At 41.5% G+C, this 22,988-nt stretch carries 22 protein-coding genes, 1 riboswitch and 2 other annotated features (1 of these 25 running past the window's edge); of the genes, 6 read left to right on the plus strand and 16 right to left on the minus strand.

From position 1 onward, the window contains the following. Positions 1–69: a binding site (T-box leader), on the minus strand (it extends 157 nt beyond the left edge of the window). The 10 genes from trpB to B7692_RS06905 form a co-directional block, all read right to left on the minus strand. Continuing rightward, positions 66–1,244: a tryptophan synthase subunit beta gene (gene trpB, locus B7692_RS06860; protein ID WP_084930289.1), complete on the minus strand. Its 1,179-nt coding sequence runs from the start codon at positions 1,242–1,244 to the stop codon at positions 66–68. It overlaps the preceding feature by 4 nt. A 64-nt stretch (positions 1,245–1,308) precedes the next feature. Then, positions 1,309–1,532: a binding site (T-box leader), on the minus strand. A gap of 40 nt (positions 1,533–1,572) precedes the next feature. Then, the gene (locus tag B7692_RS06865; RefSeq protein WP_084930290.1) at positions 1,573–2,802 is read right to left on the minus strand and encodes a DegT/DnrJ/EryC1/StrS family aminotransferase; all 1,230 of its coding nucleotides are present in this window, start codon (positions 2,800–2,802) and stop codon (positions 1,573–1,575) included. A 42-nt stretch (positions 2,803–2,844) separates the two neighbouring features. Then, complete coding sequence (locus B7692_RS06870) at positions 2,845–3,537, minus strand: sugar transferase (RefSeq protein ID WP_084930291.1); 693 nt, start codon at positions 3,535–3,537, stop codon at positions 2,845–2,847. 183 nt (positions 3,538–3,720) lie between these two features. After that, on the minus strand, positions 3,721–5,463 hold the full coding sequence (locus B7692_RS06875) for an ABC transporter ATP-binding protein (protein WP_084930292.1): 1,743 nt from the start codon (positions 5,461–5,463) through the stop codon (positions 3,721–3,723). After that, positions 5,453–7,198 carry an ABC transporter ATP-binding protein gene (locus tag B7692_RS06880; RefSeq protein WP_084930293.1) on the minus strand — a complete coding sequence of 582 codons (1,746 nt, stop codon included), beginning with the start codon at positions 7,196–7,198 and terminating at the stop codon, positions 5,453–5,455. Before B7692_RS06880 ends, B7692_RS06875 begins: the two co-directional genes overlap by 11 nt. A 54-nt stretch (positions 7,199–7,252) precedes the next feature. Further along, on the minus strand, positions 7,253–7,888 hold the full coding sequence (locus tag B7692_RS06885) for a DUF421 domain-containing protein (protein ID WP_000174451.1): 636 nt from the start codon (positions 7,886–7,888) through the stop codon (positions 7,253–7,255). After that, the gene (locus B7692_RS06890; protein WP_000675331.1) at positions 7,885–8,340 is read right to left on the minus strand and encodes a DUF3290 family protein; all 456 of its coding nucleotides are present in this window, start codon (positions 8,338–8,340) and stop codon (positions 7,885–7,887) included. Before B7692_RS06890 ends, B7692_RS06885 begins: the two co-directional genes overlap by 4 nt. Positions 8,341–8,466: 126 nt before the next feature. After that, entirely contained in the window at positions 8,467–9,108 is a 642-nt protein-coding gene (locus B7692_RS06895) for an SdpI family protein (protein ID WP_084930294.1), read from the minus strand. Then, positions 9,089–9,376, minus strand: coding sequence for an autorepressor SdpR family transcription factor (locus B7692_RS06900; RefSeq protein WP_084930295.1), 288 nt, complete (start codon positions 9,374–9,376; stop codon positions 9,089–9,091). The genes B7692_RS06895 and B7692_RS06900 overlap by 20 nt, the downstream gene beginning before the upstream one ends. Further along, positions 9,360–10,259 (minus strand): CPBP family intramembrane glutamic endopeptidase, encoded by a 900-nt coding sequence (locus tag B7692_RS06905; protein ID WP_084930296.1) that lies wholly within the window; start codon positions 10,257–10,259, stop codon positions 9,360–9,362. The genes B7692_RS06900 and B7692_RS06905 overlap by 17 nt, the downstream gene beginning before the upstream one ends. 218 nt (positions 10,260–10,477) lie before the next feature. Here B7692_RS06905 and B7692_RS06910 point away from each other — a divergent pair, with 218 nt between their 5' ends. The 4 genes from B7692_RS06910 (at position 10,478) to B7692_RS06925 (ending at position 13,998) form a co-directional block, all read left to right on the plus strand. Beyond that, positions 10,478–11,305 (plus strand): exodeoxyribonuclease III, encoded by an 828-nt coding sequence (locus tag B7692_RS06910; RefSeq protein ID WP_084930297.1) that lies wholly within the window; start codon positions 10,478–10,480, stop codon positions 11,303–11,305. A gap of 11 nt (positions 11,306–11,316) precedes the next feature. Further along, entirely contained in the window at positions 11,317–11,703 is a 387-nt protein-coding gene (locus tag B7692_RS06915) for a bleomycin resistance protein (protein WP_060805816.1), read from the plus strand. A gap of 233 nt (positions 11,704–11,936) precedes the next feature. Then, positions 11,937–12,032: riboswitch (purine riboswitch) on the plus strand. Between the two features lie 122 nt (positions 12,033–12,154). Beyond that, positions 12,155–12,736 (plus strand): xanthine phosphoribosyltransferase, encoded by a 582-nt coding sequence (locus B7692_RS06920; protein WP_084930298.1) that lies wholly within the window; start codon positions 12,155–12,157, stop codon positions 12,734–12,736. Then, positions 12,736–13,998 (plus strand): nucleobase:cation symporter-2 family protein, encoded by a 1,263-nt coding sequence (locus B7692_RS06925; RefSeq protein WP_084930299.1) that lies wholly within the window; start codon positions 12,736–12,738, stop codon positions 13,996–13,998. Before B7692_RS06920 ends, B7692_RS06925 begins: the two co-directional genes overlap by 1 nt. Positions 13,999–14,053: 55 nt before the next feature. Here the strand turns inward: B7692_RS06925 and B7692_RS06930 are convergent, their stop codons facing one another. After that, positions 14,054–15,544: a Sau3AI family type II restriction endonuclease gene (locus tag B7692_RS06930; protein ID WP_084930300.1), complete on the minus strand. Its 1,491-nt coding sequence runs from the start codon at positions 15,542–15,544 to the stop codon at positions 14,054–14,056. A gap of 117 nt (positions 15,545–15,661) precedes the next feature. Here B7692_RS06930 and dcm point away from each other — a divergent pair, with 117 nt between their 5' ends. Next, positions 15,662–16,927, plus strand: a complete 1,266-nt coding sequence (dcm, locus tag B7692_RS06935; RefSeq protein WP_084930301.1) for a DNA (cytosine-5-)-methyltransferase — start codon at positions 15,662–15,664, stop codon at positions 16,925–16,927. A gap of 45 nt (positions 16,928–16,972) precedes the next feature. Here the strand turns inward: dcm and B7692_RS06940 are convergent, their stop codons facing one another. From B7692_RS06940 to B7692_RS06950, 3 genes are all read right to left on the minus strand, one after another. Next, entirely contained in the window at positions 16,973–17,377 is a 405-nt protein-coding gene (locus B7692_RS06940) for a PaaI family thioesterase (protein ID WP_084930302.1), read from the minus strand. 69 nt (positions 17,378–17,446) lie between these two features. Next, the gene (locus B7692_RS06945) at positions 17,447–18,928 is read right to left on the minus strand and encodes a UDP-glucose--hexose-1-phosphate uridylyltransferase (protein WP_084930303.1); all 1,482 of its coding nucleotides are present in this window, start codon (positions 18,926–18,928) and stop codon (positions 17,447–17,449) included. A gap of 18 nt (positions 18,929–18,946) precedes the next feature. After that, on the minus strand, positions 18,947–20,125 hold the full coding sequence (locus B7692_RS06950; protein ID WP_084930304.1) for a galactokinase: 1,179 nt from the start codon (positions 20,123–20,125) through the stop codon (positions 18,947–18,949). A 163-nt stretch (positions 20,126–20,288) separates the two neighbouring features. On the opposite strand from B7692_RS06950, the gene galR reads away from it, so the two are divergent. Next, positions 20,289–21,290, plus strand: a complete 1,002-nt coding sequence (gene galR / locus B7692_RS06955) for a DNA-binding transcriptional regulator GalR (protein ID WP_084930305.1) — start codon at positions 20,289–20,291, stop codon at positions 21,288–21,290. 66 nt (positions 21,291–21,356) lie between these two features. Here the strand turns inward: galR and B7692_RS06960 are convergent, their stop codons facing one another. Next, the gene (locus B7692_RS06960; protein ID WP_084930306.1) at positions 21,357–22,394 is read right to left on the minus strand and encodes a zinc-binding dehydrogenase; all 1,038 of its coding nucleotides are present in this window, start codon (positions 22,392–22,394) and stop codon (positions 21,357–21,359) included. Continuing rightward, complete coding sequence (nmlR, locus tag B7692_RS06965; RefSeq protein WP_060628721.1) at positions 22,395–22,748, minus strand: stress response transcriptional regulator NmlR; 354 nt, start codon at positions 22,746–22,748, stop codon at positions 22,395–22,397. Between the last annotated feature and the right edge of the window lie 240 nt (positions 22,749–22,988).

Here is a 22,988-nt window from a genome sequence, read left to right on the forward strand (position 1 = left end):
TTCTCTGCTTGTTTCCAGCAACCACAAGCTCTCTGTGAGAGAAAAGACTGTAATTTTTCCATCTCTTATTTTTTAGCTTCAAGGTAGTCTGCAATAGCAGCTACATCCTTGTCTCCACGACCAGAGACATTGATGATGATAATGTCGTCTTTACTTAGTTTCGGTGCACGTTTAACTGCTTCTGCGATAGCGTGCGAACTTTCAATCGCTGGGATAATCCCTTCTGTCTTGCTGAGAAGGAGGAGAGCCTGAACCGCTTCTTCATCTGTCGCTGCCACATATTCTACGCGGCCAGAATCTTTAAAGTAGGCGTGTTCTGGACCAACCCCTGGATAGTCCAATCCAGCTGAGATAGAGTAAACTGGAGCCAGCTCTCCATCTTCCTTAAAGACTGCATAGGTCTTCATGCCGTCGACAATTCCGATACTTCCTTTTGTCATAGTAGCTGCGTGCTTGTCTGTATCAAGTCCATGACCAGCAGCTTCGACCCCAACCAATTTGACTCCTTCATCAGCCACATACTGTGAAAAAGCACCGATGGCATTGGAACCACCACCTACACAAGCAATGACATAGTCTGGTAAGCGTCCTTCTTTTTCTAAGATTTGACGGCGAGATTCTTCACTGATGACCTTTTGAAACTCATGAACAATTGTAGGATATGGGTGAGGTCCCACAGCAGATCCCAAAACGTAGAAGGCTTCCAAATCATTCATCCATGCTCCAAAGGCTGCATCAACAGCATCTTTGAGGGTACGAGTCCCTGTTTCAACTGCGTGAACAGTTGCTCCCATCATCTCCATACGGAAAACATTGAGACGTTGGCGTTCCACATCTTCTGCCCCCATGTAGACATCACAGGCCATACCAAACTTGGCTGCAGCCGCCGCTGTCGCAACACCGTGCTGACCAGCTCCTGTTTCCGCAATCACTCGTTTTTTGCCCATGCGTTTAGCCAAAAGAATTTGTCCTAAAACGTTGTTGAGCTTGTGAGAACCAAGGTGGTTAAGGTCTTCGCGCTTGAGATAAATCTTAGCGCCACCTAGGTGGTCTGTCAAACTTTCCGCAAAATAGAGTGGTGTTTCGCGACCGGAATAGTCCTTTAAGTAATGACGAAATTCTGCCAAAAACTCTGGATCATCCTTGTACTTGTCAAATGTCACTTCCAACTCATCCAACAAAGCCTGAATCGGCTCCGGTACAAAACTACCACCAAATTGTCCAAAATAACCTTTAGTTGTCATAAAATTTCCTCTTTCTGTATTGGTTCCAAGATATGAAAAAAGCCCACACACAGAAAACAATCTGTGTGAGGGCGTTGGTAACGCGGTGCCACCTCAATTATAAAGGGACTATCCCTTTACATCTCTGCCTTGTCTAACAACAAGTTGCACTGTAAGGTGTGCGCACCGAATTTTCATTGTTTCAAATTCATTTTTAAAATCAGCCCACTTTCACTACTTTCAACCACCTGTTCACAATCACCACAGGCTCCCTGAAGATCAAAAATAGTTACTTTTCTGATTTGTTGAACTTATTTTAATACTTTGTTTTTTCTTTGTCAAGACTTTTTTACAATTTTTTTGATGAAGCTAGTACTTTTTCAGAAACTGTTTTGAAAGTCTCAATGATATAGTCCACTTCTTCATCGCTTAATTTAGTGTGAAGAGGGAGCGTAATTTCATTTTCAAAGAAGGCATAGGCCTTGGGATAATTTGCCATGTCAAAGCCAAGATTCTTATAGGCTGTCAAGAGCGGAAGCGGTTTGTAGTGTACGTTACTTGCAATTCCTGCTTTGGCCAATTCTTGGATGATAAGATTGCGTTCTTCTAAGCTCGCTCCTTCTACATGGGTGATGTAGAGATGGCGTGAAGATTCGACAGTTTCAGTCTTGTGTGCCAATGGATGGATACGAGAACCTGCAAAACCACGATCATAGCGGTTCACGATCTCCTTACGACGTTCTAGCAAACTTGGGTAACGGTCCAATTGTACCAAACCAAGTGACGCCATGATATCGGTCATATTACACTTGTAGGCTGGTGTGACGATATCATATTCCCATGAGCCCAGTTGCATCTTAGCAAGGGCATCCTTAGTTTGCCCGTGAAGGGAAAGAATTTGGAATTCCTTGTACATTTCTTCGTCATCAATCGCTGGATTGGCTTTCCAAGTGGCACTTCCTCCCTCAGCAGTTGTAAAGTTCTTAACTGCATGGAATGAGAAGGAAGTAAAGTCCGCGATAGAACCAGCTGGTTGCCCTTTATAAGTAGACCCCAAAGCGTGGGCACTATCAGAAACAATCACAATACGGTTAAAGACCTTTTGCCACTTGCTTGAAGCAGTAAAGAGATCACGTTTCTTCTCCACAACTTGGAACAAACGGTCATAGTCGCAAACAATCCCCGCAAGCTCTACTGGAATAATCACCTTTGTCTTTTCAGTGATAGCTTGCTCCAGCAAGTCATAGTCCATCTCAAACGTATCTGCTTGAATATCCACCATGACAGGGGTCGCTCCTACGTGAGTGATGACACTACATGAAGCTGTATAAGTCATAGCTGGAACGATGACTTCATCTCCAGGACCCACTTCCAAAACACGCAAAATCAACTCAAGAGCGGCAGTTGCAGAGTTAAGACAGACAGTCTTGGGCGTCTGTGTATATTGAGACAAGCGACGCTCCAGTTCTTTGGTCTTAGGACCTGTTGTAATCCAACCAGAACGCAGGGTATCCGCTACTTCAGCAATTTCTGCTTCCGTAATATCGGGTGGTGAAAATGGAATATTGTAATTTGGCATTGATTTGCTCCTTTTATCTGTACTCATTTTCTCATGACTACTTTATTTTAGTACTTCAAACACGGTTTGAAACATGATTTTGATGTCTCCAAGGAAACTAAACTCTCGGAGATAGTCGAGGTTATAGCGCATCTTTTCAGGAAGGACGTGTTCGACATAGGCCTGGTCAACTGACAGACCTTTCTCCGTCATTTGACTGATAATAGTGTCCTCATCCTTGTAGTTGATGCTGGCTGGAGAGGTAATCCCTGCTGGTAAGAGCAAGGTTGCCATCATTTCAGGGCTATACTGCTCTGTATAGCGCGGTACTTCAGGTCGTGTACCGACAAAGGACATTTCGCCTTTTAGGACATTGACCAACTGAGGCAGTTCGTCCAAACGCACACGGCGGATAAAATTGCCAACCTTGGTAATGCGACTATCGTTAGCAGAAGTCACCAAACTTCCTTTTTTGTCTGCATCCGTCACCATGGTACGGAACTTCCAAATCTTGAAAGGTCGATTGTACTGGGTCACGCGCTCTTGCTTGTAAATCACTGGCCCCTTGCTATCCAACTTGATCCAAATGCTCAAAATGAGAAAGATGGGAGAGGTCAGAACCAGTACAACCAAGGCCAAAACCCAGTCCAAACAACGCTTGAAAATCAGCGAACCCTTCCTTTTAGAGACAAGCTGGTAGTAAGACTCAACCTCGCTTGATTTCATTTCCACGGGCAAGTCTTCCCATTTCAGCATGCTGTTTCTCCTTTGTTTTTATTATACTATTTGTCAACATTTTTCATTATACCACAAAATAGAAAAGGCGGTGAAAGAAATCTGTAATTTGAAGGATTTCCTTCTTATGCTCAATGAAAATCAAAGTACAGCTTTTAGGTTGCAGATAAAGCTGACCTGGCTTGAATAGATTTTCAAAGAGTATTAGGCCATGGCCCCTGCCTGCAAGCTATACATCTTGTGGTAGGTTCCACCCAGATCCAAGAGTTCCTCATGGGTTCCGCTCTCGATAATGCGCCCCTTGTCCAATACGTAGATACAGTTGGCGTCTTGGATAGTAGAAAGGCGGTGGGCAATGGCAATGGTTGTTCGTCCCTGTCTCATCTTAGCCAGAGAAGCTTGAACCAAACTTTCTGTTTCAGAGTCAATATTGGCTGTCGCTTCATCCAAAATCAGAATTTTAGGCTGACTGGCGACTGTTCTAGCAAAAGCAAGAAGCTGACGCTGACCAGTAGAGAAGCTCGAACCCCGCTCAGAAACAGGGGAATCATAACCCTGAGGAAGTTCTTGAATAAAGGAATCTGCATCCACGAAAGCTGTCGCAGCCTGAACCTGCTCATCACTGATCTCTTGGTACATGGCGATGTTGGACTTGATGGTTCCATGATAGAGGAAGGGATCCTGCAAGACTAGACCGATGTTTTTTCTCAGTTCTTCCTGACTGTAGTCCCTAATATCCACATCATCCAAGAGAACTCGCCCTGATTGAAATTCATAAAAGCGAATAAGGACATTGATAATAGACGATTTCCCTGAACCTGTATGACCCACAAAGGCAATGGTTTCACCCTTATTAACGGAGAAGGAAATATCATCCAGAATCGGATGTTTTCCATCATATGAGAAGCACACATGTTCAAATCGAATATTGCCTTCTTTGACTTTAGCCTGACCATTTTCTTGAAGAGGTTCATAGGTCCTCTCATCAATCAAGGCAAAAACACGACCTGCAGAAACCATAGAAGTTTGAAGGGTTGAAAAGTTTTGCGTCACTTCAATCAAGGGATCAAAGAGACGATTGATGTACTGGATAAAGGCATACATGGTTCCGGCTGTTATTCCCAGATAAAGTCCACGATAGCCAAAATAGGTCATCAAGACAGCATATCCTAGGAGTTTCAGCAAACTCATGGCAGGGCGCAAAAAGAGGGCATCCAAGGCTACAGAACGGTTGGCATAGACCAAGTGTTCTTGGTTGATCTCATCAAATTCCACCTGCAGACGCTTCTCTTGATTAAAGGCCTGGATTATTCTGATTCCTTCGATATTTTCTGCCAGCTTACTATTGATATCTGACAAGAGACTTCTGGTTTTCTCAATGATTTTCACCGATTTTTTCCGATAGAGATTAACCAAAAGGAAAATCAAGGGGAGAAAGAGCAAGACTAATGCTGTCAAACGAAAATCCAATACCAACATGGTATAAAGAGTTGTCAGAAAGATGAAAACTGCTGAGATAAAGCTAGATAAAATCCCTGAAAACATATCGCTGATGGTCTCGGTGTCATTTGTCAAACGCGAGACGATAGAGCCTGCTGGCGTCTTGTCAAAGTAAGACATGCCTAGTTTTTCCATATTGGCAAAGGCATCCCGACGAATATCCCTAACAATACTGTAAGACACGCGCGCAAAGAGAAGATTACCGACATACTGGACCAGAGTTTGTAGGATATAAAGGCCATAGTAGACCAGCAAAACGGTCACAGCGAATTGGTTGAGATTGCTGAGATACTGGTCAATAAAGTGGGAAGCCACAAGGGGAATGACACTTTTAATGACCGTCGTTGCTAGGAGAAAACTGAGTGCCAAAAAGGTCAGGAGGCCGTAAGGCTTGAGATAGGACATCAAGCGCTTCAATACAGTCCATTGTTCTTTCTTATTCTGCATCTTCTTCTCCTTTCATTTCCATCTGCTGAGACTGGTAGGTTTGGGCATACCAGCCATCCAAAGCTAGCAAGTCTTCGTGTGTGCCTCGTTCGATAATTTGACCATTTTGCAGAACTAAAATCAAATCTGCATGGACAACTGCACTCAGGCGATGAGCCGTAATAATGGTTGTCTTGTCCTTTCGCGTCTCCTTAAGGTTGTCAATAATCGCATATTCTGTCTTGGCATCCACGGCCGACAAAGAATCATCCAAAATCAAGATATCAGGGTCTAAAATCATAGCCCGACTCATGGCCAGACGCTGCTTTTGACCTCCAGAAAGACTGACTCCCTTTTCACCAATCAACGTATCAAATCCCTGAGGCATGGCTACAATGTCTTGGTAAACTTGGGCTAGCTTAGTCGCTTCCTCGACCACTGAAAGGAGCAAGTTAGGATTGCCAAAGCGGATATTGTCTAAGATAGAAGTCGCAAAGAGAAACTGGTCCTGAGGGACGTAGCCCATAAGACTGCGAAGGTCTGTCAGACGATAGTCACGAATATCGTGGCCATTCAGGTAAATGGCTCCCTCATCCACATTGTATTCACGCAAGAGAAGCTTAATCAAGGACGTTTTTCCAGAGCCTGTCTGACCAACCAAGCCCAGGGTTTGCCCTTTTTCTAAACTAAAGTGAATATCCGTCAGTGTTTCCTCATTTTCAAATGCAAAGCTATCAATGGCATACTCTAAGCGCCCGTTTTCAATGCCATCTAAAGGAAACTCAGGGTCTTGTACAGGTGATTCCTGAGACAAAAGTTCCTCAATCCGCTGATAGGAAACCTTCCCTCGCTGAGTGATATTAAAGAGGAAACCAATAGCCATAAGAGGCCAAACCAGCATATCCAAGTAGCTGATAAAGGTGACCAGATTCCCAACCGTGATTTGCCCTTTCTGAACCATCAAGGAGCCGACCAAGAGGGTTAAAACATAGGAAGAACCAACAAACAAGAGAACCATGGGGTCAAAGAGACTATCGTATTTCATGGTTTGGAGGTTCTTTTGGAAGGTCAATTCATTGACTTCCTGAAAGGACTTCAACTCATCTGCCTGATAACCGAAAGACTTGGTCACTTTAATACCTGATACAGACTCCTGTACCTTATTATTAAGTTCGGAAAAGGCAGCCTGTGATTCGCCAAAAGCCTTGTGGGTCTTTCTCCCTAGACGACTGGTCGCATAAGCCATGAAAGGTAAGGGTAAAATGGCAACTAGGGTCATTTGCCACGAAATGCTAAAGAGCATGGTCAGCAAGGTCACCAAAGCCGTGATAGAAGCATCCACCGCAGACATAACACCGCCTCCTGCCAGACGAGTCAAGGCATTGATATCGTTGGTTGCGTGTGCCATCAAGTCCCCCGTCCGATAGGTTTGATAAAAAGCTGGAGACATTCTTGTGAAATGCTCAAACAAGCGAGACCGCATAATCTGTCCCAAACGGTAGGAAGTCCCTAGAATATACATACGCCAAACATAGCGTAGATAGTACATCCCAAAGGCAGCAAGAAGCAAGTAAAATAGGTCAAGAAGGAGGTCCTGCTGGGTTAATTGCCCCGATGTGATGGCATCAATGACCCGCCCCATGACCATAGGTGGAATAAGATTGAGGACGGAAACCAAGACCAAGGCCACAATCCCGACTAGATAACGGCGTTTTTCTAACTTGAAAAACCACCAAAGTTTTTGAATAATGGACATAAAATCCCTTTCTGATTGCAAATGGAAACCTGAGGCCAAGACCCCAGGTTTTTCTTATTCATAGGTTACAACTGTGACGGCACCCTTGTCATACTCAGCGATAAAGATATTGGCCACATTGTCATGTCCTTGTTTGCTTAGATTATCAAGCAGCCACTCTTCGCTACGGCCAATCGATTCCAAAACATCGACTTGGATCACACCGTCAGTCACAACTGGATACTTAGGATTTTCATCCCCCATTTGGACCACGATGAGTTGGCCATTTTGCTCCTGCACAGCGCATTTGACCTGTTTCATCTGGAAAATCCCTTGGCTACGAAGTTTGAGAGCAACTTCTGCTGCAGACAAACCAACTGAACGACAGGCTTCTGGGTCAATCTGCCCATTTTTGATAAGGAGAGTTGGTTTTCCATCAATCAAGCGTTTGACAAAACGAACATTGTTATTGAGCCACTTGAGGGTCAAGACCAAAATCGTCCACATCATCAAAATCACTGCATACTGGAGAATGCTGATAGAACTATTGTAAATCACCCCACCGATGATACCACCAAGAACATAGTTCTGAATTTGGTCTGTCGCAGAGTTAGGTGCTAGGTTCCCCTTTCCTGTCACATTGATAACAAAAACAAGCGAGAAGAGCCCCAAGGCCAGTTTGATTAAAATTTCCATATAATTGAGTGTCATTTGTTTACCTCCACCAATTCAATAGCGTCTGTTTGATGCAATTCTAATTTCTCTAAAAGATACTTGTCTGGTTGGCTCCCGTTCATGGCGCGGTAGAAATTTGGACCTACCTTGACAAGCGCTCCATCAGTGGCTGCAGAAGTATTGACATAAACTTCTGATTTATCCACTCCCAAGTCTTTGGAAACAACCTCTATGAAATGAAGGGAGGTTTGAAATTGGTTGTTAGAGGCTTGATTGGTCTGGTATTTTGAGATTGTCACCAAAAGCATGGCCACCAAGGTCAAGGCCAAAATCATGACCAATTCCCGAAACTTAGTCCCCTTTTTATCTCGATAGGCTTTAAAAGCAAAAAATCCTGTGATAGCTAGGAGAACAATTCCAAAGCCAATCATGATGCCATTTTGCTGACTGATTTGGCTAAGTACATAGTCATATGAGTAAAATTTCATTTATTTTCACTCCCTTTCATAAAATCATTCTTAATTATAAACGAAAGAGAGTGATTTTTCAAGCCATACGTTGGGGAAATAGACTTATCAGACCAACTTCTCTAACTAATGACTACAGTAGCTATTTCAAGATTCTGATTTTGATAATTGATATGAATAAACACCAGGCATCAACACCACAAGTAGAAGTGTCAAGAAAAACACCCAGTAAACATATAGTTGCACAAAGGAATTTAGAAACAATAACAATCCTCCTAATACCCAAATTTTTCCAGCTAGACGATGCGTTTTTCTCCAGTTTTCATCATTCTCCAAGGTCCACGGTAGTCGAATACCGATTATATAATTTCGGTGTGTTTTTGGTAGATAATTTCCAATTACGATCATCACGACTCCCATAAAAATCTGAGCTAGTAGCCCACTCATCGTGGAATAACCCAAAGATTCTCCGAAGATAGAAATCATTAATAGACAAGATACAAAAGGTATAATCCAGTAAATCAAAACTTGTATTTTTGAACTGATATTGCTAGATTTAGGATCCTTAATCATTAAAAATAGAAGCAACCAATGCATCAAAAGCATGAGAGTCGGTAATCCAAAGATAGCAGACATTTTATGATTGTAGCCATCTGCTTGACCCAGTAGATTAAAATGAGTGGGTATCTCCTCTGGTAATTGATTCCAGAAAACACAACCTACAAGGGAAGGTAGTAGGATGAGAATGCTCGTAAATAACACCAATTTCTTATTGATTTTTATCTTCATCAAAATGATCTCCTTTCAGTTCTGCTAACCAAACCATTATATCCTCTAAAACCGATGTATTTAACTCATAATAAATAAAGTTTTTTTCTTTCATTTCATGAATCAAATCCGCTGCTTTCAAAATCGTGAGATGGTGTGAAATCGTTGCACCTGTCAACTCGAAATAACTGGTAATTTCTCCTGCAGATAATCTACCTGTTTTGAGTAAATTCAAAATCTCTCTCCTAACTGGATGAGATAAGGCTTTAAAACTATTTGCAAAACTCATAATGACTCCTTTCCCTTTGTAATATTAGTAGGGCTAGGAATAAGCAAGGTAGAACTGATAGCATTCCGGTCGGTGATGGGCCTAAAATCAAGAGGCTTGAAACTTTTTCTCCTGGTAATTGGAAGAGTAACCCAATACCTGCAGTTGCATTGATTGCCCCATGAAATAGGGCAGAAGCCCAGATAGAACCTGTCTTTTCCAACAACCAGCTCAACAATATTCCTAGGCTAAAACAAAATAGAAACATGGCGACAACTCCCAAAACAGGATAAGCAAAATAAGATAGTCCATAATTATAGCCTTGCAAATTGATTGGTAGATGCCAAAGACTCCAAATGAGAGCAAGTAAGACATGAGTCTGGACTAGTGAAAAGCGTTCTCTTAGCACTGGGTAAAGATAGCCACGCCAACCAATTTCCTCCCCCAATGCAAAGAAACTATTAAAAAAAGGAGCGTAGGTCAAACTAGCTAGGATTTGAATCAAAACCAAGGAAGATAAGGGAATGGCTGATTGAGAGACACCTTTTTCTTGTAAGATGGCTTGAATAGATTCAAAACCAAGGCTGAAATTGCTAGGAAATACAAGAAAATAAAGTCCCGCTCCTAAAAAACTGATGACTGCTGGTAACCAGATAGCTAGTAAGTAAAAGCGCCAGTTCCTCTTGAGATTCACGACTAATTTAGATTTGATTCCACTAGGTTGATTCGTGATTTTCCCTAAAACAAAGACTGCAAGTGCAGGCATCCACATGGCTACAATACTAGCAAGTTGACTCCATGGAGAATTTAGACCAACACCACTTAGCCATAGTGCCAACCATATTATCCAAGCAAGGGCATAAGCCAAGACCACAAAAAGAAGGATTGTTCTCTTATTTGACATATATGTAACTTCACTTTCTATTTAGATGTTTTTCTAAATAACATTATACACCTTTCTATTCTAAACACAAGAACTATTTAGATTTTTTTCTAAATAGTTTAGGGAATTTTTATTTTCTAAGGATAAAGTCTAAAGAGTAATTTTCAAACCATACGTTGGGGAAATAGACCTTTTTTTGGTATAATAAAATCTATAATCTGAATGAAAAAGGTAACTTTATGAAACTTATCTCATGGAATATTGATTCCCTAAACGCTGCCCTAACTAGTGACTCAGCTCGCGCGAAATTGTCCCAAGAAGTCCTACAAACCTTGGTCGCTGAAAATGCTGATATTATCGCTATCCAAGAAACCAAGCTTTCTGCCAAGGGGCCTACTAAAAAACATCTTGAGATTTTAGAAGAACTCTTCCCAGGCTACGCAAACACGTGGCGCTCTTCCCAAGAACCTGCCCGGAAAGGCTATGCTGGAACCATGTTCCTTTATAAGAAAGAACTTACACCTACTGTCACTTTCCCAGAAATCGGTGCCCCTTCTACCATGGACTTGGAAGGTCGTATCATCACTCTAGAATTTGATAAATTTTTCGTGACCCAAGTTTACACTCCAAACGCTGGCGACGGCCTCAAACGCTTGGAAGAACGTCAAGTCTGGGATGTCAAATATGCGGAGTATTTGGCTGAACTAGACAAAGAAAAGCCAGTCCTTGCAACCGGTGACTACAACGTGGCCCACAATGAGATCGACCTTGCAAATCCTGCCAGCAACCGCCGTTCACCAGGATTTACCGACGAGGAACGTGCTGGATTTACCAACCTTTTGGCAACTGGATTTACCGACACCTTCCGCCATATTCATGGCGATGTTCCAGAACGCTACACTTGGTGGGCACAACGCAGCAAGACTTCTAAAATCAACAATACAGGCTGGAGAATCGACTACTGGCTCACAAGCAACCGCGTGGCTGACAAGGTGACCAAGTCTGATATGATTGACTCCGGTGCGCGCCAAGACCATACACCCATTGTCATGGAGATTGAACTCTAAGGAGAAAACGAATGGACTATCAAGCTGTCATTCCTGAATTTGTAGTATCTGACATCGAAAAATCACGCCACTTCTACTGCGACCTGCTAGGATTCTCTGTCGAATACGAGCGCCCCGAGGAGAAATTTCTCTTCCTCTCGCTTGAAGACTGCCAGCTCATGTTAGAAGAAGGCAGCGCAGAAGAATTAGCCCAACTGACCTATCCTTTCGGGCGCGGTGTCAATATTTCCTTTGGCATCAAGGATGTCCCCCAGCTCTACCAAAATCTGCTGTCAGCTAACTATCTCATCCATCGTCAACTGACAAAAAGAGAATTTCGTGTTGGGGATCACTATATCTATCCTCATGAATTTGCAGTTTTAGATCCAGATGGTTATTTTTTAAGATTTAGCGAGTAGAATAATAAAGATTGGAAAAAAGTCTTTAAAGTTAGAAAAAGGCATATTGTCAAGTCTTGAAAAATCTTGATAATATGCCTTTTATGATGGAAAAACCTTCTAAATGTTAGTCAATAAGTTAATTTTTGCCCATTTTTATTATATTTGTTCGTTTTTCAAACAAAAATACTAACAAAATATTTGATTTATAAAGTTATTTAGTGTAAAATAAAAACATTGGCTCAAGCCTATTTAAAATTAAATATCGTTTTACTTGTTTATGTCGTGAATTGGCACGATGTTTCTACAAGGTGCCGGAACACCTAACAATAAGTAAGTCAGCTTGAGGTATGGCCTTTTTTGCCATGCCTATTTTGAGGACTTACTTAGAGATTAAGTAGGTCCTTTTTCTATTTCTTGCTAGAAACTTTAAACAAGCAAATGGATTGGCTTTTAGACTTTAGGAGGTCTTATGAAATTATTAGAAGAGCGCATCCTCAAGGATGGGCATATCTTGGGTGATAACATCCTCAAGGTGGATTCCTTTTTAACCCACCAAGTTGACTTTAGCTTGATGCGAGAGATTGGTAAGGTTTTTGCGAAAAAATTTGCTTCTGCTGGTATTACCAAAGTCGTGACCATTGAAGCGTCGGGTATTGCCCCAGCCATTTTTACAGCTGAATCCTTAAACGTTCCCATGATTTTCGCTAAAAAAGCTAAAAACATCACTATGAACGAAGGCATCTTAACTGCCCAAGTTTACTCCTTTACCAAGCAAGTGACCAGCACCGTTTCTATCGCTGGAAAATTCCTCTCACCAGAGGACAAGGTTTTGATTATCGACGACTTCCTTGCTAACGGCCAAGCTGCCAAAGGCTTGATTCAAATCATCGAACAGGCCGGTGCCACAGTCGAAGCTATCGGTATTGTGATTGAAAAATCCTTCCAAGATGGACGTGATTTGCTTGAAAAAGCAGGCTACCCTGTTCTATCACTCGCTCGTTTGGATCGTTTTGAAAATGGTCAAGTCGTATTTAAGGAGGCAGATCTCTAATGCAAACTCAAGAAAAACACTCGCAAGCAGCCGTTCTTGGCTTGCAACACTTACTAGCTATGTACTCAGGATCCATCCTGGTTCCCATCATGATTGCGACTGCCCTTGGCTATTCGGCTGAGCAGTTGACCTACCTGATTTCCACAGATATCTTCATGTGTGGTGTGGCAACATTCCTCCAACTCCAACTCAACAAATACTTTGGGATTGGACTCCCAGTCGTTCTTGGAGTTGCCTTCCAGTCGGTAGCTCCCTTGATTATGATTGGACAAAGCCATGGTAGTGGTGCTATGTTTGGTGCCCTCATCGCATCAGGGATTTACGTGGTTCTTGTTTCAGGCATCTTCTCAAAAGTAGCCAATCTCTTCCCATCTATCGTAACAGGATCTGTTATTACCACTATTGGTTTAACCTTGATCCCTGTCGCTATTGGAAATATGGGAAATAACGTTCCAGAGCCAACTGGTCAAAGTCTCTTGCTTGCAGCTATTACTGTTCTGATTATCCTCTTGATCAACATCTTTACCAAAGGATTTATCAAGTCTATCTCTATTTTGATTGGTCTAGTTGTTGGAACTGCCATTGCTGCTACCATGGGCTTGGTGGACTTCTCCCCTGTTGCGGCAGCACCACTTGTCCATGTCCCAACTCCCCTCTACTTTGGGATGCCAACCTTTGAAATCTCATCTATTGTCATGATGTGTATAATCGCAACGGTGTCTATGGTTGAGTCGACTGGTGTTTACCTAGCCTTGTCTGACATCACGAAAGACCCAATCGACAGCACGCGCCTGCGCAACGGTTACCGCGCAGAAGGTTTGGCCGTACTTCTCGGAGGAATCTTTAACACCTTCCCTTACACAGGATTTTCACAAAACGTTGGTTTGGTTAAATTATCAGGTATCAAGACTCGACTACCAATCTACTACGCAGCTGGTTTCCTGGCTCTCCTTGGACTCCTTCCTAAGTTTGGTGCCCTTGCCCAAATCATTCCAAGCCCTGTCCTCGGTGGTGCCATGCTGGTGATGTTTGGTTTTGTATCTATTCAAGGGATGCAAATCCTCGCTCGTGTTGACTTTGCTAACAATGAACATAACTTCCTTATCGCAGCAGTCTCAATCGCTGCAGGTGTCGGTCTAAATAACAGTAATCTCTTCATCAGCATGCCGACAGCCTTCCAAATGTTCTTCTCAAACGGAATCGTCGTAGCCAGCCTACTCGCCATTGTCCTCAATGCGGTACTAAATCATAAAAAGAAATAAGAAAAAGAGGTGTGAGCCTCTTTTTTTGTTTATCACAAGTTGATTATAAATATAATCAATCCCAATTCCCATCTAATATTTCTTTTATAAACTTCTTAGGCATCCAAAAGGAGTGTTTTGTAATCCTACGCCCATCTGGAAGCTCATCCGTATCAGATAATGAGCCTTCCCCAACAAATTTTCCTTTTTCAATTTCATAATAAGCATTGGTAGCATGTAATTTCGTAAATAGGATTCTATTTATCTTACTTTGAGGGAAATTAGTTGAAACTTTATTACCATTTTGAGTTAATTTAACTCCGTCAGAAATAATTTGTCTAGTTTCCTGCCACACTCTTTGGATTTCTTCTAATTGTCTATCCTGAAATCCCCAAAATTTGATAGAATCTAATACAAATAGCTTAGGTTCAATTTCCTTAAAAATAACGAAGAGGAATCGTTTATTATAAATTTCATTATAAACATGTGACGATTCCCAACTATCTGTTTCTACTAATTCTTTAAAACAATAAGTTTTAAATGGAGAGTCTTCCTTAGGTAAATTATTCTTATCTACTCGAATAACTCTCAAATTCATGTTTGCTTTTTGAAATTCTTTTGTCTTATCTAAATCCCCTGTTAATCCTAAAATTTTTCTAATCAGAGTACTATTCTTACCTTTGGCTTTTGGATTCACTTCAAATCTATCATATAACTCTTGTTCAGAGAAACCTTTATAGGAGAGAATCTTCTCTGCAATAACCTCAGTAAATGATTTTTTCTCACCCCTGAAATTAGCCAGAACACTCTCTTGATCTGATTGATTAAAGATTTTATGATTAATCAGATAGGTCATATAACTTGATTTTAATTCCCAAGCTCTTTGTTTTGCTAATTCATGACTAAATGGTTGCTGTCTTAAATCCTTTCCTTTACCTGCACCTTTTGTACAAGTTGATAAATAGTTTCCATCTGATTCTGATAATTCATGTGCCCTTCCATTTTTGATCTTATCTGTAATCTTCTGATAGTCTTCAAGGATGACTGCCATATCCTCCTCAAACCATTCATATAAAAATATTTTTTCAATGACATAGTCCTTCATTGTTTGATTAGGAATTAAGCCATTGTAAAACAATAATAAAATCTTTGCACATTTTTTCCATAAATGAGTGGAGTAAAAGTCCTCTAAATTTTCCTCCATATAGTTTAGTATTGTTAATACAAGTCGCTCTTTGGCACTAAGTGTCCCATTTTTGTTTATCTTAAAAGGAGTAACTTTTAATTCTACACCTATTTTTTCAAAGTCAGCTTCCGAGTCACTATTTGGCTGGTAACCATAGAAATATTTTTCAATATAATTTCCATACTGCCCTTTTGACTTCATACTAATTGCTTTATCTTGTACCTCAGAGACTACTCTATCATTATAATCGTCATATGATTTATAGAGTGAACGATTATACTCTTCCATAACATCGGAAAATTTTCTATTTAATAGTTTGTGAGAATATTCAATAACACTATCGATATCTTCATCGTTATAGTTAAATAAGTTTTGATCCATTTTCTTCTCCTATCTTTTATATTATATCAAATTAAACTAAAGCAAACATTAATACTTGATCAATCATTGAAAATAGTATATAATGGATTAAACTGTAAAAAAAATGAAGGAGAAAAGATGAAAGTTCTCGAACTATTTGCTGGAGTTGGCGGTTTTCGGATAGGATTAGAAAATGCCGATAAGCAACTCTTTAAAACAAAATGGGCAAACCAATGGGAACCATCTCGTAAATCTCAAGACGCATTTGAGGTCTATGATTATCACTTCCCCAATAGCGAAAACATCAATATTAGTATCTCTGATATAACAGACGAACAATTTTCCAAAATGGATGCCGATATGATTGTCGGTGGTTTTCCTTGCCAAGATTACTCTGTTGCGCGTAGCAAGAAAAATGAAAAAGGCATTGAAGGAAAAAAAGGAGTTTTATTTTGGGAAATCATTAGAGCAACAGAAATCATTAAACCCAAATACTTAATTCTAGAAAATGTAGATAGACTTTTAAAAGCACCTTCAAAACAACGAGGACGCGATTTTGCAATCATGCTCACAGCTTTTAATAATCTTGGATATTCTGTAGAGTGGAGAGTTATTAATGCTGCTGAGTATGGAAGAAGCCAACGAAGACGTCGTGTATTCTTTTTCGTATATCGAAATGATACAGTCTTTGCCCAAAAAATTGACAATCTTTACGAAAAAAATGAAGAAATCTTTGAAGATAATAGGTATGATGACTATATTTTCAATCAAGGTCTATTTGCAAAACAATTTCCTATTAAACCTATAGCAGTTAAAAATCGTCATGTTTTTTATAAGTTACCAAATGATATAGTTGAAGTTTCAGATACTTTTACTGGTACTGTTTGGAATACAGGAATTATGAGACATGGAAAATACTATTCTATTGATACAGAACCCAACTACAATGGTAATCCTATCACTCTAGGAGAAATTCTTCAAGATGAGTCTGAAGTACCTGAAAAATATTTTTTAACTGATCAGTCAAAATTGGAAAAATTTCAATATCTAAGAGGACCTAAAAAAATTGAACGAACATCCTCTGACGGGCATCAATACATCTATTCAGAAGGAGGAATGTCACCTTATGATGATTTAAACCTTCCTGGAAGAACAATGCTTACATCCGAAGGGACTGTTAATCGTTCTACACATTTATTATTTGTAAACAATAAATATAGATTAATTACACCCATTGAAGCTGAACGCCTTCAGGATTTCCCAGATGATTGGACAGCTAAAAAGAAACTATCTGACGGTTCTATTGTAGAGGTATCTGATAAAATGAGAATGTTTTTTATGGGAAATGCTTTAGTTACTGAAATTGTAAAAGAAATTGCTGAGTTTATTAAAGAAATTGATTGATTTATCTGAAACTAAAAAAGAGGTGCGAGCCTCTTTTTTGTTTATCTATATCCTTACCTGTCTATCTTCTGACCGCTGGCCTGTAACAAACATGGTGAAGGTTGCTTTGCAGACATTTCTGCCCTCTTGATTGGTAATATCGACATCCACTACGCAGGTTGTGCGACCTTGATGGACACATTTTCCTTTAATGGTCAGCACATCGTCGAGTTTTCCTGCTTTGAGGTAGTTGATAGAAGATTGGAGTGTCACCCCATCAAGCCCCAGCGAGATAACCACCAAACCACTGATTTGGTCACAAAGAGTAAAGAGATAGCCACCATGGGCATTGCCATAGTAGTTGAGCGACGAGTTCACTACTTTTGTCGTCACCACAACGTGACCATCTCTCATTTGTTCAATTTCGTAATTTTCAAAGGCAGATATAGCGTCAAAATGAAAATCTTTCATCGTTTCCTCCTGATATTTCAAACGACACTATGATACTACTTTTTATAGGACTGTGCAAGGAGAAAGCACCTAGTCTGGCAAAATTCCAACCTGCTCCACAAAGCGCATAAAGGCTGCCTGTCCTTGTTCTGTCTGCTTGTAGACTCCTGCGTCCTCAAGCACACGCGCAAAGATAGCACCCACAGAGTCCTTGACGATTTCAAGGGCTTTTTCTTTATCTGTTAGGGCTGGATATTGGGCTCTAAGTTGGTCTGCCCATTCCTGATGATAATCGGAAACTGTAACAGCTTCTCCCACGAGATAGCTAGCGACTTGCTCCACTTCTTCTTTCAGACGTGGTGGCAAGATTGCCAAGCCCATGACCTCAATCAAGCCGATATTTTCCTTCTTGATATGTTGGACATCCTTGTGAGGATGATAGATGCCATCAGGATGTTCTGCAGAAATCTGATTGTCCCTCAAGACCAAGTCCAACTCAAATTGTCCATTACGTTTACGAGCAATTGGTGTGATGGTGTGATGCAGTGTCTCGTCTGTCTCTGCCAAAATCTGCACTGCAGAATCTGAATACTGACGCCATCCCTGCAAAATCTTGTCAGCTAAGTTGATCAAATCTTCTTTGGAATCTGAAGTCAAACGTAGCACTGACATAGGCCACTTGACAATGCCAGCCTTGACCTGCTCAAAACCTGCAAATCGAAAGGTCTTTTGCAAGGGAGCCAATTCCATAGGAAATACGTGACGGCCTCCCTGATAGTGGTCATGAGTTAGAATAGAGCCCCCCACAATTGGTAAGTCCGCATTTGAACCCGCAAAATAGCCCGGAAACTGCTCTACGATAGCCAGCAGACGCTCAAAGCTCTGACGACTAATGGCCATGGGACGATGCTGACCATCTAAGAAAATACAATGCTCATTAAAATAAGCATAGGGCGAATACTGGAAGCCCCACTCCTGACCAGCCATTTCAAAGCGGATAATTCGGTGATTGCTACGGGCTGGGTGGTTGACTCGACCATGGTAGCCCTCATTCTCTAGACAGAGCTGACACTGAGGATAATTACTAGCTTGCACCAACTTGGCTGCCGCAATCTCTTTGGGATCCTTTTCAGGCTTAGAGAGATTAATGGTAATTTCCAGTTCTCCGTAGTCAGATGGAACACGATAAGCAATATTCTTAGCAATGGCCTTGAGTTTGATGTAGTCATTTTTCTGACTGAGCTGGTAAAAATCCGCAATCGCCTGCTCAGGAGATTGGGCGTAGGTTGCCCAAAAGTCACGATTGACCTGACTTGGACAAGGGGTCACCAAGTCCATCAGTTCAGCACCGAGGATTTCACGCTCAGTCTGACTATCCTCAATCGTCTCTAATCGAACGGCTTCCTCAACCAGCTGGTCCTTGAGGTCAATCAATTTATCCAGATTGGTCTCAACTTCCAAAACACCATCTCCCACTCGTGCCAAGACACGATTGGTCAGGTAGATTCGATCCATTTCCTCAAATGAACTTTCAGTAATAACATGTGTTACAAATTTATCTACTAAGGTCACTATAGAGCCTCCTTTTGACTAGTCAAGGACGCGAGTGCCACCTGCAACTTCAGCGATATAGAAGCTTGGAGCGTAGCCAACGACTTCCTCGTAGTGCTTGCCAACAGCTTCCTTAAAGACCTCAACAGTATCTTTTTGCACCAAGGCAATGGCACAACCACCAAAACCTGCCCCTGTCATACGAGCACCGAGAACACCTTCTTGTGCCCAAGCTGTGTGAACAAGGGTATCCAATTCCAAGCCAGTTACTTCATAGTCATGTTCTAGAGAAACGTGAGAAGCATTCATCAAACGACCAAAGGTTTCCAAATCACCTGCCTGAAGAGCTGCTTGCGCTTTGAGGGTACGTTGGTTTTCAAGCACAGCATGACGAGCACGTTTCAAACGATTTTCGTCTTTGATTAGGTAGCTGTACTGGTCAAAGGCCCACTCGTCCAACTCACCCAAGGTCTGAATATCCAAGGATACTTGCAATTCTTCCACTGCTTTTTCACACTCAGCACGGCGTTCATTATATTTAGAATCCGCCAATTCACGGCGTTTGTTGGTGTTCATGATAACAACGACATTGTCTTTCAAATCAAGTGGTACCAAGTCGTACTCTAAGGTATTGGTATCTAGGTAAATAGCACGTTGATCAGCCCCCATACCGATAGCAAACTGGTCCATGATACCAGAGTTGACTCCGATAAAGTTATTTTCTGTTTGTTTTCCGATTTTAACCAAATCGAGACGCTCTAATTTTAAATCAAAGAGATGCTCTGCCACGACTCCTGTCAAGAGTTCCAAGGATGCTGAAGAAGACAAGCCAGCACCATTTGGAATATTCCCATAAACATAAAAATCAAAACCTTTGTCAATCGCATGTCCAGCTTCTTGCAAGAAATGAAGGACACCTTTTGGATAGTTGGTCCAGTTGTGCTCTTTTTCAAACTTGAGGTCAGCGAGAGGCACTTCGATAATTCCCTTGTCCTCAAAGTTAGCTGAGTAGAAACGCAAGACTTGATCATCACGTTTGCGAGCAGCCCCATAAGTTCCTAAGGAAATGGCTGCTGGAAATACATGTCCACCATTATAGTCTGTGTGCTCACCAATCAAGTTGATACGGCCTGGTGAAAAGAAGGTTTGGTCTGCTTCTTGACCAAAAACAGCAAGAAAGTCTTTACGAAGAGCTTCAGCAGTAAGATGTTGTGTCATATGATTTCTCCTTTTACTGTCCGTTAAGTCACCTTAACGTGTAATCGTTTTCTTCTATTGTATCCAAGGGATTTCCCAAGGTCAATCCTTTTTACTAAACTTTTACTAAACTATCAGTAAAATACAGAAAAATATGATATACTAATCTAATCAAGGAGGATTTATGGCTACTTTAAAAGACATTGCACAGCTAGCCTCTGTCTCTATCGCGACCGTTTCCCGTGTCCTCAACCGCGACCAGAGCCTATCTGTTACAGAAGAAACGAGACACCGTATTTTAACTGTTGCTGAAGAGCTGGGCTACACCAAGCACCTCAAGACAGGCGAGTCCCACAAGCCCAAGCAAAAGATTGCCATTATCCAATGGGTCAGCGAACAAGGGGAGCTGGACGACCTCTACTACTACCAGATTCGCTTGGGTATTGAAAAAAGAGCCCAAGAGTTGGACTACGATATCTTGCGCTATTTTAATGACCACCCTTTTACCCTAAGCGAGGAAGTGATTGGGATTCTCTGCATCGGAAAATTTAGTCGAGCTCAGATTTCTGCCTTTGAGGAATACCAAAAACCCCTGGTCTTTCTAGACAGTGATACACTTTCCCTGGGACATACCTGCATTATTACGGACTTTTATACTGCCATGAAACAGGTTGTCGATTATTTCCTTAGCCAAGGAATGGACCGTATCGGGATTCTAACAGGCCTTGAAGAAACAACTGACCAAGAAGAAATCATTGAGGATAAGCGTCTAGAAAATTTCAAAAACTACAGTCAAGCAAAGGGAATCTATCATGATGAACTGGTCTTTCAAGGAAGCTTTACTGCCCAGTCTGGCTATGACTTGATGAAGGAAGCCATTCAGAGCTTGGGAGACCAACTCCCACCAGCATTTTTTGCTGCCAGTGATAGTTTAGCCATCGGCGCCCTCCGTGCCCTTCAAGAGGCTGGAATCAGCCTACCAGACCGTGTCAGCCTTATTTCCTTTAACGACACTAGTCTGACCAAGCAAGTCTATCCTCCCCTCTCCAGCATCACCGTTTATACCAAGGAAATGGGGCGAGCAGGTATGGATATTCTTAATAAGGAAGTACTCCACGGTCGCAAAATCCCTAGCCTGACTATGCTGGGAACCAGATTGACATTGAGAGAGAGTACTCTGACATAACTCCACAAATTAAACATGACAAAAATCCTAATAGAGTGTCTCAGATCTCCATTAGGATTTTCTTTTTTAGTCCATCACAATCATAGACTTAATGGTCTTACGTTCATCCATATCTTTGTAGGCTTGGTCGATATCTTCCAGTTTATAACTTGAAGTAAAGACGCGACCTGGATTGATATCACCATCAAGTACAGCTTTTAGTAAAAATTGCTTATCGTATGTTGTGACAGAAGCTGATCCGCCAGCCACAGAAATGTTTTGAGCAAAGGTAGAACCGAGCGCACGGTTATTGTAATGAGGAACACCAACGAAGCCTAAACGTCCACCATTGTGAAGCACTCCAAGGGCTTGATCTATGGCTGCTTCAGTCCCAACACATTCAAGGGCTGCATCTGCTCCGCCACCGAGAATTTCACGCACCTTAGCAATACCTTCTTGACCTCTCTCAGCTACAACAGCTGTCGCACCTGACTCCAGAGCCATCTTTTGACGATCTTCATGACGACTCATGAGGATAATTTGCGATGCTCCACGCATCTTCGCCGCGATGACAGCACATTGACCAACAGCCCCATCACCGATAACAACAACCTTGTCACCTTTTTGAACATTTGCAACACGCGCCGCATGATAGCCTGTCGGCATAACATCAGCAAGTGTCAAAAGTGACTTGAGCATGCCTTCTGTATAGTCAGAAGGTTGTCCAGGGATTTTAATCAACGCCCAGTTGGCATAATGGAATCGGATATATTCCGCCTGGACACCATCTGACCAGTTGTTACCAATATGGCGATCACAAGTCCCGTCATAGCCTGCACGACAGGCATCACACTCACCACATCCATGTGTAAACGGGACAATGACAAAATCACCAGATTTTACTGTAGTGACGTTCTCACCAACTTCTTCGACAATCCCGATCGCCTCATGACCACTATTTCTATGTCCTTCTTCGATTTCGGGATTCCGGTAACTCCAGAGATCTGAACCACAAACGCAAGTACGTACTATCCTGATAATTGCATCATCTGCTTCTATAATTTGCGGACGTTCAATGCTAGCAAGTCCAACCTGGCCTGCCTTTGTATATACTGCTGATTTCATTTAATATTTTCCTTCCTTATAAAGTTTAATTTTGAGATTTAAACGATTTAAAGCTGTCTGTAGCTGAGACAAGCGCTCCTCTAATTTTTTCTTTTCCTCTTCTAAAATACCAAGCCTCTCCTTTCTCGTTTCATCCCCCTTTTGGTAGAGCGACATATAGTCAACTAAACTGTCTACAGAGACACCCGCCGAACGAAAACACTTAATAAATTCCAACGCTTCGATATCCTGGTCTTGAAAATCACGAATCCCTGTTGCGGTACGAGTAATCGGTGACACAAGACCAACCCGTTCATAATACCGAATCGTATCCGCTGAAATTCCCAACAAATCACTGGCAGATTTAATATTCATAGGCTAACCTCCTCTCATTTTATTTACTGAGTTTAAGCTATTCGAACTCACTTATCTCATTATATAACTTTGAGTTGACTCCAAGTCAAGCATTTTGCACCAAATCGAAGAACATTTTTTAATGATTAGTTCTCTTATCAGCATACCTTTTCATCAAGCAAAGAAAGAGGTTGGGGAAAGCGTATTTAAAAGCAAAAAGCGCATAGTATCAAATGCTTAGAAACCTTGATACTATGCGTT

This window comes from Streptococcus mitis (genome assembly GCF_002096925.1).
In the GTDB taxonomy this organism is placed as follows: Bacteria; Bacillota; Bacilli; order Lactobacillales; family Streptococcaceae; genus Streptococcus; species Streptococcus mitis_AF.

Excerpts from the sequence above, each read along its gene's own strand:
- trpB (WP_084930289.1), bottom strand. The coding sequence starts at position 1,244 with ATGACAACTAAAGGTTATTTTGGACAATTTGGTGGTAGTTTTGTACCG.
- B7692_RS06865 (WP_084930290.1), bottom strand. The coding sequence starts at position 2,802 with ATGCCAAATTACAATATTCCATTTTCACCACCCGATATTACGGAAGCA.
- B7692_RS06870 (WP_084930291.1), bottom strand. The coding sequence starts at position 3,537 with ATGCTGAAATGGGAAGACTTGCCCGTGGAAATGAAATCAAGCGAGGTT.
- B7692_RS06875 (WP_084930292.1), bottom strand. The coding sequence starts at position 5,463 with ATGCAGAATAAGAAAGAACAATGGACTGTATTGAAGCGCTTGATGTCC.
- B7692_RS06880 (WP_084930293.1), bottom strand. The coding sequence starts at position 7,198 with ATGTCCATTATTCAAAAACTTTGGTGGTTTTTCAAGTTAGAAAAACGC.
- B7692_RS06885 (WP_000174451.1), bottom strand. The coding sequence starts at position 7,888 with ATGACACTCAATTATATGGAAATTTTAATCAAACTGGCCTTGGGGCTC.
- B7692_RS06890 (WP_000675331.1), bottom strand. The coding sequence starts at position 8,340 with ATGAAATTTTACTCATATGACTATGTACTTAGCCAAATCAGTCAGCAA.
- B7692_RS06895 (WP_084930294.1), bottom strand. The coding sequence starts at position 9,108 with ATGAAGATAAAAATCAATAAGAAATTGGTGTTATTTACGAGCATTCTC.
- B7692_RS06900 (WP_084930295.1), bottom strand. The coding sequence starts at position 9,376 with ATGAGTTTTGCAAATAGTTTTAAAGCCTTATCTCATCCAGTTAGGAGA.
- B7692_RS06905 (WP_084930296.1), bottom strand. The coding sequence starts at position 10,259 with ATGTCAAATAAGAGAACAATCCTTCTTTTTGTGGTCTTGGCTTATGCC.
- B7692_RS06910 (WP_084930297.1), top strand. The coding sequence starts at position 10,478 with ATGAAACTTATCTCATGGAATATTGATTCCCTAAACGCTGCCCTAACT.
- B7692_RS06915 (WP_060805816.1), top strand. The coding sequence starts at position 11,317 with ATGGACTATCAAGCTGTCATTCCTGAATTTGTAGTATCTGACATCGAA.
- B7692_RS06920 (WP_084930298.1), top strand. The coding sequence starts at position 12,155 with ATGAAATTATTAGAAGAGCGCATCCTCAAGGATGGGCATATCTTGGGT.
- B7692_RS06925 (WP_084930299.1), top strand. The coding sequence starts at position 12,736 with ATGCAAACTCAAGAAAAACACTCGCAAGCAGCCGTTCTTGGCTTGCAA.
- B7692_RS06930 (WP_084930300.1), bottom strand. The coding sequence starts at position 15,544 with ATGGATCAAAACTTATTTAACTATAACGATGAAGATATCGATAGTGTT.
- dcm (WP_084930301.1), top strand. The coding sequence starts at position 15,662 with ATGAAAGTTCTCGAACTATTTGCTGGAGTTGGCGGTTTTCGGATAGGA.
- B7692_RS06940 (WP_084930302.1), bottom strand. The coding sequence starts at position 17,377 with ATGAAAGATTTTCATTTTGACGCTATATCTGCCTTTGAAAATTACGAA.
- B7692_RS06950 (WP_084930304.1), bottom strand. The coding sequence starts at position 20,125 with ATGACACAACATCTTACTGCTGAAGCTCTTCGTAAAGACTTTCTTGCT.
- galR (WP_084930305.1), top strand. The coding sequence starts at position 20,289 with ATGGCTACTTTAAAAGACATTGCACAGCTAGCCTCTGTCTCTATCGCG.
- B7692_RS06960 (WP_084930306.1), bottom strand. The coding sequence starts at position 22,394 with ATGAAATCAGCAGTATATACAAAGGCAGGCCAGGTTGGACTTGCTAGC.
- nmlR (WP_060628721.1), bottom strand. The coding sequence starts at position 22,748 with ATGAATATTAAATCTGCCAGTGATTTGTTGGGAATTTCAGCGGATACG.